General features: G+C 71.1%; 17 protein-coding genes. 2 read left to right on the top strand and 15 right to left on the bottom strand.

Going from position 1 to position 17,538, the window contains the following annotated elements:
- Positions 1-2: 2 nt before the first annotated feature.
- The 12 genes from C1M51_RS03570 to C1M51_RS03625 all read right to left on the bottom strand — a co-directional run bounded on the left by C1M51_RS03570 (position 3) and on the right by C1M51_RS03625 (position 12,131).
- Positions 3-662 carry a heme oxygenase (biliverdin-producing) gene (locus C1M51_RS03570; protein WP_242500029.1) on the bottom strand — a complete coding sequence of 220 codons (660 nt, stop codon included), beginning with the start codon at positions 660-662 and terminating at the stop codon, positions 3-5.
- Positions 663-801: 139 nt separating this feature from the next.
- Positions 802-2,169 (bottom strand): photosynthetic reaction center cytochrome PufC, encoded by a 1,368-nt coding sequence (gene pufC, locus C1M51_RS03575; RefSeq protein WP_129448267.1) that lies wholly within the window; start codon positions 2,167-2,169, stop codon positions 802-804.
- On the bottom strand, positions 2,166-3,143 hold the full coding sequence (gene pufM / locus C1M51_RS03580) for a photosynthetic reaction center subunit M (protein WP_129448268.1): 978 nt from the start codon (positions 3,141-3,143) through the stop codon (positions 2,166-2,168). Before pufM ends, pufC begins: the two co-directional genes overlap by 4 nt.
- A gap of 52 nt (positions 3,144-3,195) precedes the next feature.
- Positions 3,196-4,020, bottom strand: a complete 825-nt coding sequence (pufL, locus tag C1M51_RS03585; RefSeq protein WP_056315588.1) for a photosynthetic reaction center subunit L — start codon at positions 4,018-4,020, stop codon at positions 3,196-3,198.
- Positions 4,021-4,136: 116 nt separating this feature from the next.
- The gene (gene pufA / locus C1M51_RS03590; protein ID WP_242499957.1) at positions 4,137-4,337 is read right to left on the bottom strand and encodes a light-harvesting antenna LH1, alpha subunit; all 201 of its coding nucleotides are present in this window, start codon (positions 4,335-4,337) and stop codon (positions 4,137-4,139) included.
- A 6-nt stretch (positions 4,338-4,343) separates the two neighbouring features.
- Complete coding sequence (pufB, locus tag C1M51_RS03595) at positions 4,344-4,574, bottom strand: light-harvesting antenna LH1, beta subunit (RefSeq protein ID WP_082535825.1); 231 nt, start codon at positions 4,572-4,574, stop codon at positions 4,344-4,346.
- 153 nt (positions 4,575-4,727) lie between these two features.
- Positions 4,728-6,218 (bottom strand): chlorophyllide a reductase subunit Z, encoded by a 1,491-nt coding sequence (bchZ, locus tag C1M51_RS03600; RefSeq protein WP_129448269.1) that lies wholly within the window; start codon positions 6,216-6,218, stop codon positions 4,728-4,730.
- A 118-nt stretch (positions 6,219-6,336) separates the two neighbouring features.
- Positions 6,337-7,899, bottom strand: coding sequence for a chlorophyllide a reductase subunit Y (bchY, locus tag C1M51_RS03605; protein ID WP_129448270.1), 1,563 nt, complete (start codon positions 7,897-7,899; stop codon positions 6,337-6,339).
- A 12-nt stretch (positions 7,900-7,911) separates the two neighbouring features.
- On the bottom strand, positions 7,912-8,934 hold the full coding sequence (locus C1M51_RS03610; protein WP_207207793.1) for a chlorophyllide a reductase iron protein subunit X: 1,023 nt from the start codon (positions 8,932-8,934) through the stop codon (positions 7,912-7,914).
- Positions 8,931-9,866 (bottom strand): chlorophyll synthesis pathway protein BchC, encoded by a 936-nt coding sequence (bchC, locus tag C1M51_RS03615; RefSeq protein ID WP_129448271.1) that lies wholly within the window; start codon positions 9,864-9,866, stop codon positions 8,931-8,933. Before bchC ends, C1M51_RS03610 begins: the two co-directional genes overlap by 4 nt.
- 128 nt (positions 9,867-9,994) lie before the next feature.
- Entirely contained in the window at positions 9,995-11,185 is a 1,191-nt protein-coding gene (locus C1M51_RS03620; protein ID WP_129448272.1) for a methyltransferase, read from the bottom strand.
- Between the two features lie 64 nt (positions 11,186-11,249).
- Entirely contained in the window at positions 11,250-12,131 is an 882-nt protein-coding gene (locus tag C1M51_RS03625) for a polyprenyl synthetase family protein (RefSeq protein ID WP_129448273.1), read from the bottom strand.
- A gap of 124 nt (positions 12,132-12,255) precedes the next feature.
- Between C1M51_RS03625 and crtD the strand changes: the two genes are divergently transcribed.
- Positions 12,256-13,815: a 1-hydroxycarotenoid 3,4-desaturase CrtD gene (gene crtD / locus C1M51_RS03630; RefSeq protein WP_129448274.1), complete on the top strand. Its 1,560-nt coding sequence runs from the start codon at positions 12,256-12,258 to the stop codon at positions 13,813-13,815.
- The gene (locus tag C1M51_RS03635; protein WP_129448275.1) at positions 13,770-14,699 is read left to right on the top strand and encodes a carotenoid 1,2-hydratase; all 930 of its coding nucleotides are present in this window, start codon (positions 13,770-13,772) and stop codon (positions 14,697-14,699) included. The genes crtD and C1M51_RS03635 overlap by 46 nt, the downstream gene beginning before the upstream one ends.
- A gap of 15 nt (positions 14,700-14,714) precedes the next feature.
- Here C1M51_RS03635 and C1M51_RS03640 read toward each other — a convergent pair whose 3' ends face one another.
- Genes C1M51_RS03640 through C1M51_RS03650 form a run of 3 tightly spaced genes read right to left on the bottom strand, consistent with a single transcriptional unit; the run spans position 14,715 to position 17,534 of the window.
- Positions 14,715-14,900 carry a hypothetical protein gene (locus C1M51_RS03640; protein WP_129452078.1) on the bottom strand — a complete coding sequence of 62 codons (186 nt, stop codon included), beginning with the start codon at positions 14,898-14,900 and terminating at the stop codon, positions 14,715-14,717.
- A 5-nt stretch (positions 14,901-14,905) separates the two neighbouring features.
- On the bottom strand, positions 14,906-16,012 hold the full coding sequence (locus tag C1M51_RS03645) for a phytoene/squalene synthase family protein (protein ID WP_129448276.1): 1,107 nt from the start codon (positions 16,010-16,012) through the stop codon (positions 14,906-14,908).
- The gene (locus C1M51_RS03650; RefSeq protein ID WP_129448277.1) at positions 15,969-17,534 is read right to left on the bottom strand and encodes a phytoene desaturase; all 1,566 of its coding nucleotides are present in this window, start codon (positions 17,532-17,534) and stop codon (positions 15,969-15,971) included. The genes C1M51_RS03645 and C1M51_RS03650 overlap by 44 nt, the downstream gene beginning before the upstream one ends.
- Between the last annotated feature and the right edge of the window lie 4 nt (positions 17,535-17,538).

Consider the following 17,538-nt stretch of genomic DNA (forward strand, 5'->3'; position numbering starts at 1 on the left):
CTTCAGGAGACCGGCCCGTCGGCCGCACGGGTCGAGGCCCCCGCATGGAGCTGGTCGAACAACTCCGCATGCATTGCGAAGGCGCGCCGCGCCTCGTCGATCACCGCATCCGCATCGGCTTCGGTGGCCGCAACGGCTTCGAGGCCGGCGCGGAAACGCTGCTTGAGCGCGGCAGCCTCGTCGAAACGGCCGAAGTCATAGAAGCGCACGCCCTCGCCGCTGCGCAGACCGAGTTGCTCCGAGACGATGCGCGCCAGCACCTGACCCCCGCTCAGGTCGCCGAGATAGCGTACATAGGCGTGCCCCACCAGCCGCTCGGGTTGCCCTTCGACGAGTGCGGCCAGACGCCGCGCGTACGCTGCGGCAGACGATTGCATCGCGATGTCGCGCGGCCAGTCGGTCCCGTGCAGCAGGTCCAGGTCCGCGCGCAGCGCGGGCTCGCGCCACAGCGCGGGCGAGCAGACCGGCGCGACGCCGGGATGGGACGCACAGGCCGCGAGCCCGGCTTCGAGCGCCTGGTAGATCGGGTGCAGGTTGCGCAGCAGGGCGCAGTAGGTCGGCTGCGGCATGCGGCCTCGCAGCAGTTGCTGCATCAGGGCGCTGCGTTCCAGTTCAACGTGCTGCGCCCGGGTCTCGCTTCTCAGGCGCTCGGCCAGGGTCACACTCAAGAGGCAGCTCCATCGGAGGACGTGCCCCGATCATAGAGAGGTCTCGGGGAGACCCGGTGGTGCCCTGAAAAAACGGGCGGCCCGCAGGCCGCCCGAGTCCGGTGAAGTGCGTTGCCCTTTCACCTCCGGAAACTCAGCGGAGCGCGACCTCCACACGTCGCGCCGCCGGATCCTCTCCCGCCAGGTTGGCCTCGGCCGATTGCGGCTTCTCGAGCACGATGCGGTCGTCGGCGATGCCGGCCGCCTTCAGCGCGTCGCGCACCGCGAAGGCCCGCTGCTTCGCGAGCCCCTGGTTCTGCGACAGCGTGCCGGCGGCCGAGTGGTAGCCCGACAGCACCGCCTTCGCATCGGGGCTCGACTGCAGCGCCCGGATCACGGGCGCCAGCGTCGTCTCCGCGTCGCCGGCCAGCGACGAGGAACCCACGTCGAAGAACAGCACGGCACTCTGCACGGCGGTGGCGCCGGCCGCGGCCGGTGCGGCGACCGACACCCGGGTGCCGCCGACGAGTTCTGGGTGATCCTTCAGCAGGCTTGCACCGTAGAGCGGCTTGTAGGCGCCCTGGTGGCAGGTGGAGCAGTTGATCTTGGCCACGTCGCCGGTCGGCCCGTTGCGCGCGGCCGGGAACACCGAGGTCAGCGGCTCGAGGTAGCTCACGTTCAGGTCGCGCGCCATGCGGATGCCGTGCCATGCCGTCATGCGCTGCGGCGTGCTCTGGTCCCAGGTCGAGAACGAGCGGCTGTTGTGGCAGTAGGTGCAGTTGACGCCCAGCGACTCAGACATGTGGACCATCAACCCGTAGGTGCCCTCGGTCTGCTTGATGGACTTCCGGTTCCCCGAGGGCAGCGGCGTGCTGCCCACCACGCGGATGTCGGCCGCCTGCGACAGGTAGGCCGTGAACGGGTCGTAGGGGAGCGACGTCAGCCCGACCGTCTTCGCGGGGCTGTTCTGTCCCGCATCGTCGCCCACCATGCCGGCCGTCTGCCGGTGCGGCGGCGCGCTGAACCAGGTCTGCGCCGGCACCGGTTGACCGCGGTGGCAGGTGAAGCAGGTGACGCCGGTGTCGGCCACGTGCGACTTGAAGTCGGTGTTGATGTGGCGCGTCATCTCCAGCATCTTGCGGGCGACGACCTTGGTGTACAGCGCATCTTCCGACAGGTCCTTGCCGGCGGCGTGGCAGTAGACACAGCCCTGCTCCGGCGCCACCCAGGCGGTCATCGCGGCCATGGTGCGTGTGAACTCCGCGACGCTGCTGTCGCCGAGCACCTGAACGTTCTTGAACACGTCCTTGGCACGCGGCCCCTCCGCGCTGACCGCCGGCAACGGCTCCGGCACCTGGTTGGCCGCCGCCTGAGCCTCCAGGGTGCGCGGGTTGTAGAGCTGGTCCATGCCGGTGCCGCGGTAGCCGTGCTGCACGCTGTCGACCGGCGGCCGCTCGCAGCCGCCGAGCATCAGCAGAGCCGCCAGCGCGAGCGCCAGCGAGGTGTGGGTGGCACGTCTCATGGCTTCACTCCCTGCAGCAAGGACGGGTCCACGACCGGCGTGAAGACCATCGGGTAGACGGGCGCGACATGGTGCTTCACGGCCCACAGGTACCAGTTGTCGACCACGGTGCCGGTCAGCAGGATGCCGATACCGCCGCACAGCGGGCACAGCACCGCGAACCACCAGGCCCAGCGGTGGATGGACTCCATCGTGGCGTTGAAGCCCATGGTCCAGCGCCAGAACAGCGCGGCGCGCTCGGAGGCGGTGCCGCGATCGACGATCTGCTCGATCTCACGCTCACCGCCGAAGCGGCTGACCGCCAGGATGGTCGCGCCATGCATCGCGAACAGCAGCGTCGAGCCGTACAGGAAGGCGATCGACAGCATGTGGAAGGGGTTGTAGAACAGGTTGCCGTAGCGGATCGAGAAGGCTGCGGTCCAGTCGAGGTGCGGGAAGATGCCGAACGGCACCGCCTCGCCCCACGAGCCCATCAGCAGCGGGCGGATGAAGCCCAGCACCAGGTACAGCCAGATCGCCGCCGCGAAGGCCCACGCGACGTGCGTGCCCATCCCGAGCGCGCGGGCGCGGCGGTACATGCGCACCCACCACAGCAGGATCGACGCGGTGAGGAAGAAGCCCGCCATCAGCCACCAGCCGCCCTGGTTGAGCGGCGGCAGCTCCAGCCCGTACTGCGGTGGCGGCGGCTCGAGCGCCAGCCACGGCAGCTGGCGCACGAACTGGATCGGGTCCCAGTTCACCGAGGCCAGCATGTTCAGGCCGATGATCTCGAAGGCGATGAAGAAGCAGATGAGCGACGCCAGGCCGAACCAGCCCAGGTAGATCGGTCCGATCTGCGCATCGCCGAAGCGGCCGAGCAGGTGCACGTGCGCCGGAGGCCCCTCGCGCTCCTTGTTGCCGCGCGCGAGCGGAATGCCGGCATAGGCCGGCGCCACCGCCTGCACGCGGGTGAAGATGTTCTGGTACTCGGCCATGTCGGTCTCCTGCTCCTGCTGCTCTTGTTCTTCCGTCGGGAGGGCGTGCGCCTCAGCGCCAGATCGGGAGGTTGAGCCACCAGCTCCACCACTCCGGCCAGCCGCGCGTCCAGAACGGGCCGCTGATGACGATGCAGACGGCGCTCCAGAAGCCGGCCGACAGCGCGAGGAACAGGCCGAGCCGGTGGATGCCCAGCGTGCCGATCGAGTAGCCGATCGTGTCGCGGAAGAAGGTGTTCTCGTGCTCGGCGGTCTTCACCGGCTCGCCCGGGGCCGGGTTGGTGGACGACAGGATGAGCGCGCCGTGCAGCGACAGCGCGAAGGTCGTCGCGAAGAAGAAGCTCACCGCGAGCATGTGCGCGGGGTTGTAGTGGAAGTGCAGGTACTGGTAGCCGGTGTTCGAGACCCAGTCCAGGTGGCTCATGATCCCGTACGGGAAGCCGTGTCCCCAGGCGCCCAGCAGCACCGGCCGCACGACGACCAGCGTGACGTAGGCCAGGATCGCGACCGAGAAGGCGAACGGCACGTGGTAGCCGATGCCGAGCTTGCGGCAGATCTCCACCTCGCGCAGCGCCCACGACACGAAGGCACCGATCGCGCACACCGTGATCAGCTGCCACAGTCCGCCCTCCATCAGCGGCGCCATGCCCAGGCCGTACTTCAGGTCGGGGGGCGCGATGCTGATCTGCCAGAGGTTCCAGGTCGGGCCCTGCGAGGCACCCCACACGATCATCAGCGTACCGACCAGCGCGAAGAAGGCCGTCGTGACGCCGAAGAAGCCGACATAGAACGGCCCCACCCAGAAGTCGAAGAGGTCTCCGCCGGTCAGCGTGCCACCGCGGACGCGGTACTTCCGTTCAAAACTGAGCATGGCCATGGTCACATCCTCTTTCGGAAGGCCGCCGTCGAGTGGCCCTCGGGTTGCCGCGACTCACGGCAGACGGGTGCGGGCCGCCGGCCCACCCCTCGTCCACCGCGGCTCGCACTGCGCCGCTACTTCGCCGGCACCGGTGCCGGCATCGGAGCCATCTGGCCCGCGACCGCCGGCGCCTTGCGAGCGCCTTCGAGCCAGTTGAAGCGATCGGTGCTGAGCAGGATGAAATGGATCACCAGTGCCAGTACGAACAGGAAGGTGAAGAGAGCGATCAGCGTCCTGCGCGGATCGAAGAGTTGCCATAAGCGCCACATGTTCATTCCTCCCTATGCACTGAAAGCGATGGCGATCGTCGCGACGGCCACGTCCTTGGCGTCGTGCAGGACCTGGGCGTAGCCGCCCGCACCCGGCAGCCACGGACGCCATTGCCACACCAGGAAGTGCGCAACGATCGCGATCAACGTGAAGACGATGAAGCTCGTCATGAAGATGCTGTGAAACTCCTTGGCTTCCGTTTCCGTGAGTCCGGAAAGGGAGCCGCTCCTACTGTCAGCCATGGTGGTACCTCCAAAAGGGCCTGACGGCCGTTACCGCGCACATCCCCCGCGGAGGGGCTTGCCGCGGCGCACGCCACGGCAATCCTGGAGTCCGGCGTCGCGGCCGGATCAATCTTCGTTTCGAGGGCGCACGCGCCACGGCAAGGACCGCCTTCATGCCGGCTCTCCCTGACGCAGCGCGTCGCGCGAGCGGACCACCCGGGCGGCCGTGACGCGCTCCTCGCCGGCCCGCCGCGCGTCGCGTTCCGCGCGATCGCGCAGTCGTTTCGCCGCCGAGATCTGCACCAGCACCGGCTCGGATTGCACGAACTCGCCCAGCAGCTGCTGCGCGTCGTCGTCCCAGGGTCGGGCCTCGCCCTGGCCGAGCCGCGCTGGCGTCGGGTCCACCCGGTCCATCTCGCTGCCCAGCGGCAGGATGTGGAACAGCGCGTCGAACAGCGCGTTGCAGAACTCCTGCAGCAGGTAGGTCGCGCCCGCATAGCCCATGAAGGGCGTGCCGGTGTGGCGCCGGATGATCGGCAGCGGGAACGAGGCCGGGATGAAGCTGGCACGCATCGGCGAGCCCCCTCCCCCGCCCCCGCCGCCCTCGGCGAGGTACATGCGCTCGTTGTAGCTGCCGTACATCACCAGCGGCGGCTGCTCGCGCACGAGCTTGCGGACCGCTTCGTTGTCGGTCTTCTCGCCCGGCTTGCGGGCCACGGCAAAGTTGCACGGCAGGCCCAGCTCGTCGGCGAGGAAGTGCTTCACGCCGCGGCTGTAGGTCTCGTTCGCGACGATCGCGAAGCTCGCGGTGCCGAAGAAGTCCTGCGTGACCGATCGCCACAGGTCCCAGATGGGCTTGATGGTGGTGTGCTTCTCGCGCTCGATGAAGGGCTCGGGATCGAGGTGCAGCAGTTCGCCCAGCGTGCGCAGGAACTTGGTGGTGCTGTGCAGGCCGATCGGCGCCTGCAGGTAGGGCCGCTCCAGCGCCTCGCAGAGCATGCGGCCGAACTCGCGGTACATGCAGATGTTGACGTCGGCCTCGACCAGCCGCGACACGTCGGCCAGGTGACTGCCGAGCGGGAACACCATGTTCACCTCGGCGCCGATGCCCTGCACCAGACGGCGGATCTCGGCCAGGTCGCTGGGCGAGTTGAACGTCCCGTAGCTCGGGCCGATCAGGTTGACGCGCGGCTTCTCTCCGGGGGGCCGATCGGCGAACGGCGTGCGGGCCGGCACCTTCTTCAGACCGTACTCGCTCCAGAGCCAGAACATCGCGCGGTTCGCGCACTGCCACTGGTCCTCGTCGATGGTGCGCGGCAGGAAGCGCAGGATGCCGGTGCCCTCGGGCGTCACGCCGCCGCCGATCATCTCGGCGATCGAGCCGGTGACCACCACCGACGGCAGGTCGGGATCCAGCGTCGCATGCGCGCGCTTCATCGAGCCCTCGGTGCCCTCGCGGCCCAGCTGCTCCTCGGCCAGACCGGTGACGACGATCGGCAGCTCGTGCGGCGGCAGCGCATCGGTGTAGTGCAGGACGCTGGTCACCGGCAGGTTCTCGCAGCCGACCGGGCCGTCGATGATGACCTGCAGGCCCTTGATCGCGGTGAAGACGTACACCGCGCCCCAGTAGCCGCCCGCACGATCGTGATCGAGAACTAGCATGACGATGCCCCCCGCCCTGCCGGTGCGCGACCTGCCGAGCACACGCCGCGGGTCCGGCTCCGCCGGTCCGCCGGCGTGGCTCCCCCGGGGGGGAGTGCCGAAGACGCAATGGGGGGGGTCATATCATTTCCTCGGCCTTGCGCTTCTTGGCCATCTTCGCCATCTGGCGACGGTGATCGGCCTTGAAGGCGGCGTTGTCCTGGGGCACGCCCTGAGACGGCTCCCAGACGCCGGCGGTGTGCTGTGCGCCGGCGTTGCCGAAGAACTCCTTCATCTCGTCGAAGCGCGCCTTGTTGCCGATCGCGGCGTTGATCACCTGGGCCAGTGAGCCGGCGCCGGCCGGCCCCATCAGCGGGCGGGCGGAGATCAGGTTGGTGAAGTACAGCGCCGGGATCGACTGCTGCTTGGCCGCCTGCACGATCGGCGTGGTACCGATCGCGAGGTCGGGCTGGAACTCGGCCATCGCCGCCAGGTCCTGCTCCAGCGAGGCGCGGTACTGCACCTGCACGCCATGCGCCTCGAGCCACTGGCGGTCGGCGTCGCTCCACGCGGTGCGCGGGCAGGCGGTGCCGACGTAGCGCAGGTCCGCACCGCTCTCCACCAGCAGGCGACCCACCAGCAGCTCCGAGCCCTCGTAGCCGCTCAGCGTGATGCGGCCGCGGATCGGCGTCTTGCCCAGCACCGCCTTGATGACCGGTAGGAAGCGGTTCTTGGCGGCGTCGATCCTGTCCTGCGCGATGTTCAGTGCGCTGCCGACGGCCTGCAGCCAGGCTTCGGTGCCGTCGTGGCCCACCGGCGCCGAGCCGACGACGGGCCGGCCCGCGGCCTCGAACTCGCGGAGGCTGGCGGTGTAGAACGGGTGGATCGCCGCGACCGCTGCGCCGTCGAGCGCCGCATAGAGCTCGCGCCATTCGCGCGTCGGCACCACGGGCCCGGCGGCCAGGCCCATCGGCTCGAGCAGCGCGCCGATCACCATCGGGTCGGCCGGGAACATCTCGCCGAGCAGCGTGACCGTGGGCTTCTCCGAGCGCCCTGCCCGGGGCGCCTGCACCGGCCCGGCCTGCACCTCGCTGCGCGCATAGCGCAGCATCGCGCCGGCCAGCACGTCCTTGGCCTCCGCGTGTGTCGGCACGCCGAAGCCGGGCACGTCGATGCCGATGATGCGCACGCCGTTGATCTCCTTCGGCAGGATCTGCAGCGGCACCCCGCTGGCCGTCGGCACGCACAGGTTGATGACGACGATGGCGTCGTACTTGGCCGGATCGGCCTGCTGGTGCACGGCGTCGCGGATGTCCTCGAACAGCTTGCCGGTCACCAGGCTTTCGCTGTTGAAGGGCACGTAGCCGACGCTGCGGCGCGCGCCGTAGAAGTGCGACGTGAAGGTCAGGCCGTAGACGCAGCACGCCGAGCCCGACAGGAGGGTCATCGTGCGGCGCATGCGCAGCCCGACGCGCAGCGAACCGAAGGCCGGGCACATGCTCTGCGGCTGGTCGTGCGGGCCGGCCCGGGGGTCGCGCGGGTAGTCCCTGGCGTACTGGTCGAGCACCGCGCTCTTGCCGGCCGACCGGGCCGCCGCGAGCAGGGTCTCGCCGCCGGCATGGCAACCCATCCCGTCGCCTTCGAGGGCAGTCTTCGCACCGGAGGTCGGCGCGACGACGATGGGAGGAATGACGGCGCTCATGGGGCTGCTTGCTCAGACGTCGTCGTAGACCACTTCGAGGGTCTCCTTCTTGACCTCGGTCTTGCCGCACATGTCGAACTGCGTGGCCGGCTCGAGCACGACGTTGCGGCCCACGCTGTCGGCCGAGAACAGGCCGAGCAGCTGGTCCTGTGTCATGGGCTTCGGCCGCATCGGCGCGGAGTTGCCGACGTTCTCGGCCAGCTCGGCAAACATCGGGCCCCAGTCGGAGCCGGGCCGGCCGATGATTTCGTAGCTGGCACTCTTGCGGCGGATGTCGTCGTTGGCGGGGATGGTCGAGAGCACCGGGATGCCCACGTTCTCGGCGAACTTCGCCGCCTCGCCAGTGCCGTCGTCGCGGTTGATCACCATGCCGGCCACGCCGACGTTGCCGCCGAGCTTGCGGAAGTACTCGACCGCGCTGCAGACGTTGTTGGCGACGTACAGCGACTGCAGGTCGTTGCTGGCGACGACGATGACCTTCTGGCACATGTCGCGCGCGATCGGCAGGCCGAAGCCACCGCACACCACGTCGCCCAGGAAGTCGAGCAGCACGTAGTCGAAGCCCCACTCGTGGAAGCCGAGCTTCTCGAGCAGTTCGAAGCCGTGGATGATCCCGCGCCCGCCGCAGCCGCGGCCCACCTCGGGGCCGCCGAGTTCCATCGCGTAGACGCCGTCGCGCTTGAAGCAGACGTCGCCGATCTGCACCGCCTCGCCAGCGAGCTTCTTCTTCGAGCTGGTCTCGATGATGGTCGGGCAGGCCTTGCCGCCGAACAGCAGGCTGGTGGTGTCGCTCTTCGGGTCGCAGCCGATCAGCAGCACCTTCTTGCCCTGCTGCGCCATCATGTAGCTGAGGTTGGCGAGCGTGAAGCTCTTGCCGATGCCGCCCTTGCCGTAGATCGCGATGATCTGCGTGGTCTTGGCCGCGGGCGAGGTGAGCGGCGCGTCGGGCTCGATCGCGGCCTCGGCGCGCAGGTCCTTCATCATCAGCGTGATCGGCGTGGCCTTGGCGGCGGCGCTCGGTACGGCAGTGCTCATGAGCAGGCTCTCCAGTCGAGGATCATCTTCAGACACGCCGGATCGCCGAACGCGGTGCGGTAGGCGGCGTCGGCATCGCCCGGTTCGGCACGGTGGGTGATCAGGCCGCCCAGCGACAGCTGTCCCGACTCGGCCAGCGCCTTGGCGGCCTGCAGGTCGGCCGGCTGCCACTGCGAGGCGACGCGCAGCCGCGCCTCGCGCATGAAGGCCGGAGGGAAGCTGAACGTCAGGGTGTCGTAGAAGCCGGCCAGCACCACCTCGCCGCCGGGGGCGAGGCGCGCGATCAGCGTGTCGAGCAGCGCGGCATCGCCGCTCACGTCGCAGATGCAGCGGTAGTCGCGCCGCGGGTCATCGGCCGGGTCGACGACGGCATAACCGTCCGCGCCGTCGCGCCGCGCCGCGTCGGTGTCCCACACCACCGGCGCGCCGCCGGCCAGCACCGCGAGCCGCGCGATCATCCGGCCCAGCACGCCGTGGCCGACGATCAGTTCGGGCAGTCGGCAGCCCTCGGCCAGGATCGCGTGGTGCGCGGTCGCCGCCAGCGCCAGCAGCACGCCCTGCTCACCGAGCGATTCGGCGATCGGCAGCGCACGCGCGCCCGGCACGACCACGCGCGACGCGGCACCACCGAACAGGCCGCGCACGTCGCCGAAGCAGCGAGCGCCCGGTACGAACACGCGCCCGCCGAGCCGCCCGCCCGAGCGCGCACCCGCTGCGCTGATGCGCCCCACCGATTCATAACCCGGCACCAGCGGATAGCCCATGCCCGGGAAGGCCGGCATGCGGCCGAACCACAGCAGCTTCTCGGTGCCGGTGCTGATGCCGCTCCATTCGATGTCGACCACCACGTCGTCCTCGGTCGCCGCCTCGAGGTCGAGCCGGCTCAGCGCGAGTTGCTCGGGCTGCTCGAGCACGACGGCGAGGGCGTTCACGCAAGCCCTCCCGGGGTCGATCGCGGGGCCGCGCCGGGCGCAGGGCTGGGGAGGGGTAGCGACATCTCGGACTCGTTGACAGGTGTTTGTGTCATCTTATGCTTACTCATAAACGTGTCAAGCGTGATTTACATCATCTCCGCAGGCGAACCTGACACGCCAGGCCGCGCCAGGATCAGGCTGGCCTGCAGGGGCATGCGCGTCGGCAGCACGCGGATCCGGACGAAGCCCGCCGCCTCGAGCATCTGCGTCAGTCGCACGGCGGTGCGCGGCCGGCCCTGGCCCATCGCCAGCAGGTAGAAGCCGAAATAGGCATCGCCCATCGGTTCCTGTCCCGGCGTACCGGCCATCGGCTCGGCCAGCAGCAGGCAGCCATGCGCCGGCAGCGCACGGCGCACCGCCTTCAGCAGCGCCAGCGCCTGGGCGTCGTCGTGGTCGTGGACGACGCGAATGAGCGTGGCGATGTCGGCGCCGGTCGGCAGCGGGTCGACCCGGAAGTCGCCTCCCGCCACCACCGAGCGCTCGCTCAATCCCTGCGCCGCGAGGCGCGCGCGCGCGCGCGCCGCGACCGCCGGCAGGTCGAACAGCATCAGCCGCAGCTGCGGCGCCCGCTGCGCCGCCTGTGCGAGGAAGGCGCCCTCGCCGCCGCCGACGTCGAGCAGGCAGTGGTGGCGCGCCAGCGGATAGGCGTCGAGGATCTGTTCGGCCACCATCGGCTGCGAGGCGGCCATGAGCGCGGAGTAGTCGGCCACGTCGGCGGCTCCTGCCGCACCCGGCGTGGCGGTCGCGGCATAGGACCAGTAGCGCGAGAGACACCCGGAACGGCGGTCGTCGCCCCGCAGCAGCGCGACCGGGTCGGCCAGATCGGCGTACAGCGCAGCATGGTGCTCGACCATCGCGGCGAGCGCAGCGTTGCCGACCATCGGTGCGCCCAGTGGCCCCAGGCCGTAGCGGCCGCCGCGCCGCCGTTCGGCAAGACCGAGCGACACCGCGGCGTCCAGCAGGCGTTCGACGGCCTCCTCGGTCAGGCCGAGTCGGACCGCCAGTGCCGGAGCGTCCTGCGGCCCCTCGGCCAGCACATCGAACACGCGCAGCCGCACGCACGCGAGCAGCACCTGGGAGTAGACGAAGCCGGCCACCAGATCGAACAGCGCACGGGCGCGTCGCCGCGCCGTGCCACGCGTGAACGGGAACGCCGCCGCCCAGCGCCGGAAGCGCGGGCTGGCGAGCAGCGCGTCGCGGTGTGCCAGCCAACGGTCGCGCCAGCCCGCGCTGCGCGTCAGCGGCCGGGCCGCGGGGGCGCTGTCGAGCGCTTGCATCGCAGTGGCGTGCCGATCGGGGTTGTCCACACGGCCCGGCCGGCACGCGCCGAGCCGGAGCGGATCAGGCGGCCACGCGCACCAGTTCGCCGCTCAGGGACTGCGGCACCAGCCGCTCGGCCTCGGCCCGCACCAGCGCACGCAGCTGCGCCGCGCCCGGACAGGGCGGGATCGCGGCGATGGCCCGCTCGACCAGCGCGTCGAACAGCCGCACCGCGCCGTCGAGCCCGAGCTGGCCGGCGGCGCTGGGGCGGCAGAGCGCGGCGTCCCGGCCCATGGGCTTGCCGAGCAGGTCGGGATCCGCCGCGACATCGCGGATGTCGTCGGCCACCTGGTAAGCCTCGCCGAGGCAGTCGCCGAGCGCCCGCCAGGGCTCCGGCTCGACGCCGCAGGCCTGGGCCCCGGCCATCGTGGCCGCCACGAACAGCGCGCCGGTCTTGGCGCGCTGGTACTGGGCCAGCGAGACGCGCGGCTCGCACTCCCAGGCCTGCCCGGCCACGATGCCGCTGGGCATGCCCACGCCGCGGGCGATCGTGGCCAGCAGCGGCGCGAGCCGCTGCGGCGAGCGCACGGCGCCCTCCGACAGCGCCTGGAAGGCCAGCACGATCAGGGCGTCGCCAGCCAGCACCGCCAGGCTTTCGCCGAACGCGAAGTGCACCGAGGCCCGCCCGCGCCGCGTCGCCGCATCGTCGAAGCATGGCAGGTCGTCGTGGACCAGCGACGCACAGTGCAGCAGCTCGATCGACACCGCCGCGGCCTCGCTGAGGCCGGGGTCGTCGTCGCCGCAGGCCTGCGCCACCGCCAGGCAGAGCTGCGGGCGGATCCGCGCGCCGCCGGGAAACACCGCGTGCCGGATCGCGCCGGCGAGCTTCAGCGGGCAGCCCTCCTGCTCGCCGGTAGCGAGCGCTGCCGCCAGAGATTGCTCAATGCGTGTGATCGGCTTCATCGTGGTTCTCCATGGACGGTGCACGGTGTCAGGCAAGATGTACATTAAACATGTCAATTTAATGTGTCAATCAATGTAGACACATCAAGTCGATGCGTCAACAGACCTTGCTCGGGGGACCACGATGCAAAGCGAGCGGGTGGTGGTGATCGGTGCCGGCATCGGCGGCCTGACCTGCGCGCTGGAGATGGCGCACCGGGGGCTCGAGGTCGTCGTCGTCGAGCGCGGCCCGGCGCCCGGCGGCAAGATGCGCGAGGTGGGCGAGCACGGCGCCCGCATGGATGCCGGGCCGACGGTCTTCACGATGCGCTGGGTGTTCGAGGAACTGCTCGACCACGTGGGTGAGCGCCTGGCCGACCACCTGACGCTGCGTCCGCTGACGGTGCTGGCCCGCCACGCCTGGAACGCCGACGAGCAGCTCGACCTGTACGCCGATGTCGAGCGATCGGCCGAGGCGATCGGCCGCTTCGCCGGTGCCGCCGAGGCCCGCGCCTACCGCGCGTTCTGCGCGCGGGCGCGCCGCGTCTACGCCGCGCTCGAAGGGCCGTTCCTGCGCGGCAGCCGGCCGACGCCCTGGGGCCTGGTGGCACGCGCCGGGCTGCGCGGGCTGCCGGAGCTGGCGCGGATCTCGCCGTTCTCTACCTTGTGGGGCGCGCTCGGCGATCACTTCCGCGATCCGCGGCTGCGGCAGCTGTTCGGCCGCTATGCCACCTACTGCGGCGCGTCGCCCTTTCTCGCGCCGGCCACGCTGATGCTGGTGGCCCATGTCGAACAGGACGGTGTGTGGAGCGTCGATGGCGGCATGCACCGCGTCGCAGTGGCCGTCGCCGGGCTGGCCCAGCGCCGCGGTGCGCGCTTCCACTACGACGCCGCGGTGTCCGAACTGCTGATCCGCGACGGACGAGCCTGCGGTGTGCGACTCGCCGACGGCCGGCAGATCGACGCTGCGGCGGTGGTGTTCAACGGCGACCCTGGCGCACTCGCAGCCGGCCACCTGGGCGACGGCGCAGTGCGCGCGGTGCGGCCGCCGGCGGCGTCGGCGCGCTCGCTGTCGGCACTGACCTGGAACCTCGTGGCGCGGACGCGGGGGTTTCCGCTGCATCGCCACACCGTGTTCTTTTCCGGCGACTACCGCGCCGAGTTCGACGACCTGTTCACCCACGCACGCCTGCCGGCTTCACCGACGGTCTACGTGTGCGCGCAGGACCGCGGCGATGCCCATACCGACGCGGCCGGCGAGCGCGGCGCCGAACGCCTGCTGTGCCTCGTCAATGCCCCACCGACGGCCGACCGGCGACCCCTCACCGCCCAGGAGATCACGCGATGCGAACAGAAGAGCTTCGAGACGCTGGCGCGCTGCGGCCTGCACGTGGAGCTGAACCCGCTGCAGCGCGTGACGACGACGCCGAGCGACTTCGAGCGCCTGTTCCCGGGGACCGGCGGCGCGCTCTATGGCCCGGCCTCCCACGGTTGGAGGGCCTCGTTCACGCGACCCGGGTCGCGCAGCCGGATGCCGGGCCTCTACCTCGCGGGAGGTGGCACGCACCCGGGTCCGGGCGTGCCGATGGCGGCACTGTCGGGCCGGCTGGCGGCGTCGAGCGTGCTGCAGGACCGCGCGGCGGTCCGCGGTTCGACGGCGTGGTCCCGCCCGGCGGCTATGCCTGGTGGTATGTCGACGCGCTGAGCGATGACGGCCGGCATGGCCTCACGCTGATCGGCTTCATCGGCAGCGTGTTCTCGCCCTACTACGCCTGGGCGCGGCGGCGTGCGCCCGGGGGCGCGGCCGATGCGCAGCAGCACTGCGCGATGAACGTCGCGCTCTATGGCGCGGCCGGCAAGCGCTGGGCGATGACCGAACGCGGCGGCGGCCGGCTCGCGCGTGATCGAGCCTCGCTGCAGATCGGCCCGAGCGCGATGACCTGGCACGACGACACGCTGACGATCCGTCTCGACGAGGTCTGCGCGCCCTTCCTGTCGCGCATCCGCGGCCACGTGCGCGTGCACCCGGCCGCGCTGACCGACGCCGTGCACACGCTCGACGCGGCCGGTCGCCACCGCTGGGGCCCGATCGCGCCGCGGGCGCGCGTCGAGGTCGCGCTCAGCCACCCGGCGCTGCGCTGGAACGGCACCGGCTACCTCGACCACAACGCCGGCGAGCGGCCGCTGGAGCGGGACTTCGAGCGCTGGGACTGGTGCCGCGCCACGCTGGCCGACGGCCGCACCGCCGTGCTGTACGACGTGCTGCGCAGCGATGGTTCGCCGCACGCGCTGGCGCTGCAGTTCAGCCCCACAGGCGAAGCACTGCCCTCCTTCACCTTGCCGCCACAGGCGCCGCTACCGGCCACCCGGCTGTGGCGCATCGCGCGCGGCACGCACAGCGACGCGCCCGCCGCCACACGCATCGTGAAGACCCTGGAGGACACGCCGTTCTACGCCCGCTCGCTGCTCGACACCCGCCTGCTCGGCGAGGCCGCGGTCGCGGTGCACGAGAGCCTGTCGCTCGCCCGGTTCCGCAGTGGCTGGGTGCAGGCGATGCTGCCATTCCGCATGCCGCGCACCCGCCGCTGAGGCCGGGCAGGCCGCTCAGGGTGGTGGCCCGGGCGGCGCGCGCGGCTCGGGATCTCGGTCGTCGTGCGCCGTGGCCGCGGCCTGCCGACGCCGGTCACGCGCCAGCGAACGGCGCACCGAGACGAGCTGCCAGACGCCGAAGCCGAGCACGCCGCCGAACACCAGCAGGCCCTCGAGCAGGCCGAGCGTCGCCCCGTCCATGCGCGTCAAGGCGGCGCAGTGCCGCAAGACGATGGGCCGTACTGCAGTTGCTCGCGGCGCTCCAGGCGCTCGAACAGGTCGATCAGCCAGACCGCGCGCGCCTCGAGGCCCCCGACCGGCGCGACACGGGCTGCGGCCGGGGCCACCGCCTCGACGAGATGGCGCGTCGCGGCCAGCGGCGCCAGCGGTGTCGCGGCGCGTGCCGGCCACAACCGGAGCAGCGCCTGCAGCAGCAGCCAGGCCTTGCGCGAGGGCGCCACCGTGGCCCGCGCGGTCACCGAGTCCAGCCCGCGCCGCGCCACTTCAAGGCCGATGTCGCGGTACAGGAAGCGCGCCGCGTTGATGCCGGGGCGACACGACAGAGGCAGGAGCGCCACGCCGGCATCGACGCGGCGGTACAGCCACTCGGCGGCCTCCAGCAGGCGGCGCACCACGGCACCGAGTTCGGGCGTGTAGCAGGGCCGGGCCAGCCAGGCGTCGGGATCGATGCCCGCCTCGCGCAGCCATTGGCGCGGCAGGTAGAGCCGACCCATGCGCGCGTCCTCGCCGACGTCGCGGGCGATGTTGGACAACTGCATCGCCACGCCCAGGTCACAGGCACGCGCCACCGCCTCGGGCGAGCGCGCGCCCATCAGCACCGCCATCATCGCGCCCACCGTGCCGGCCACGCGGGCTGCGTAGTCGTGCAGTTCGGCCAGGGTCTCGTAGCGTCGCCCGCGGGCGTCCCACTCGAAGCCTTCGATCAGGCCTTCCGGCAGCGCGCGCGGCACGTCGAAGCGAGCCACCACCACGGCCAGCGCGCGGTCGGCCGGCAGCGCCCGTGGCGTGCCGGCGTAGGCGCACGCGAGGCGCTCACGCAGGTCGGCGACCGCATCGGCCGGGCCGCCCTCGAGATCGACTGCGTCGTCCGCCAGCCGGCAGAAGGCATAGAGCGCCGAGGCCGGATCGCGCAGCGAGCGCGGCAGCAGCAGCGAAGCGGCGAAGAAGCTGCGCGAGCCGTGGCGCAGCAGTCCACGGCAGGCCGCGATGTCGGCCGCGAACGCGGCATCGAGCGCGGGCTGCGAGACCTCAGGCGGGCGCGGCAGATCGGATGTCGGGGAGGCAATCGGCATGGGGCACCACCGTGTCGAGAACGCGGGCCGAGGACAGGACGCCGGGCAGGCCGGCGCCGGGATGGGTGCCGGCTCCCACCAGGTAGAGCCGGTCGATCTCTTCGCTGCGGTTGTGCGGGCGGAACCAGGCGCTCTGGCTAAGCACCGGCTCCAGGCCGAAGGCCGCGCCGCGGAACGACGACAACCGGTCCTGGAAGTCCTGCGGTGTCAGCAGGCGCGAGGTGACGACCTGCTGCGACAGCCCCGGCAGCAGCGTGGCCTCCAGGCGTTGCTCGATTGCCCGCCGGTAGGGCTCGGCCTGGCGGGCCCAGTCGGTGCCGCTCTCCAGGTGGGGTACCGGCGACAGCACGTAGAAGGCATCGCAGCCCGGCGGCGCGAGCGAGGGGTCGGTCGCCGTGGGCCGGTGCAGGTAGAGGCTGAAGTCCTCGGCCAGCAGCTTGCGGTCGAAGATGTCGCCCAGCAGCTCACGGTATCGCGGGCCGAGGGCGATGGTGTGGTGCGCGACCTCGGGGTACTGACGGCGTGTGCCGAAGTACCAGACGAACAGGCTCATCGAATAGCGCGCATTCTCGATGCGCCGGTCGGTCCAGCGGCGGCGGTGCTCCGGCGCCAGCAGGTGGCGGTAGGTCCAGGCCGAATCGGCGTTGGAGACCACCACGTCGGCGGCGATCTCCTGGCCGGACGCGAGGCGCACGCCGCAGGCGCGCTTGCGCTCCACGAGGATCTGCGCCACCGGCTGGTTGCAACGCACGCTGCCGCCCTGCCCCTCGATCAGGCCCACCAGGCCCTGCACCAGGCTGCCGGTGCCGCCCATCGCGAAGTGCACGCCGAAGCGCCGCTCGAGGAAGGCGATCAGGCAGTAGATCGAGGTGGTGGCGAAGGGATTGCCGCCCACCAACAGCGACTGGAAGGTCAGCACCACGCGCAGCCGCTCGTCCTGCACGTGCTTGCAGGCCAGCGCATGGACCGAGCGGTAGCCCTCGAGCTTCAGCAGTTCGGGCAGCACGCGCGCCATGTCGGTCCAGCTGTCGAAGGGCACGTGGCCGAGCTGCTCGAAGCCGACCTTGTAGATCGCTTCGCTGGCGGAGAGAAAGCGCTCGTAGCCGGCCACATCGCCTGGCGAAAAGCGGGCGATCTCGGCGCGCATCGCGGCGGCATCGCCGCTGTAATCGAAGCTCGCGCCGTCGTCGAAGCGGATGCGATAGAACGGCGAGACCGGGCGCAGGTCGATGTCCTCGGCGAGGCGCCGGCCGCACAGGCTCCACAGCTCCTCGAGCAGGAAGGGCGCGGTGATCACGGTCGGTCCGGCATCGAAGGTGAAGCCGTCCTGGCGGTGCACATAGGCCCGGCCGCCGGGCGCGTCGAGCTTCTCGAGCACGCTGACCCGGTAGCCTCGCGCCCCCAGTCGCACCGCGGCGGCCAACCCGCCGAAGCCGCTGCCGATGACGACGGCGTGCGGCCGAGCCCGGGGCCCGCGCCATGCCGGCAGTGGCAGCGTGCCGGACAGCGGAAGTGTCAACATTTAA

The organism is Methylibium sp. Pch-M (assembly GCF_004136295.1).
In the GTDB taxonomy this organism is placed as follows: Bacteria; Pseudomonadota; Gammaproteobacteria; order Burkholderiales; family Burkholderiaceae_C; genus Methylibium; species Methylibium petroleiphilum.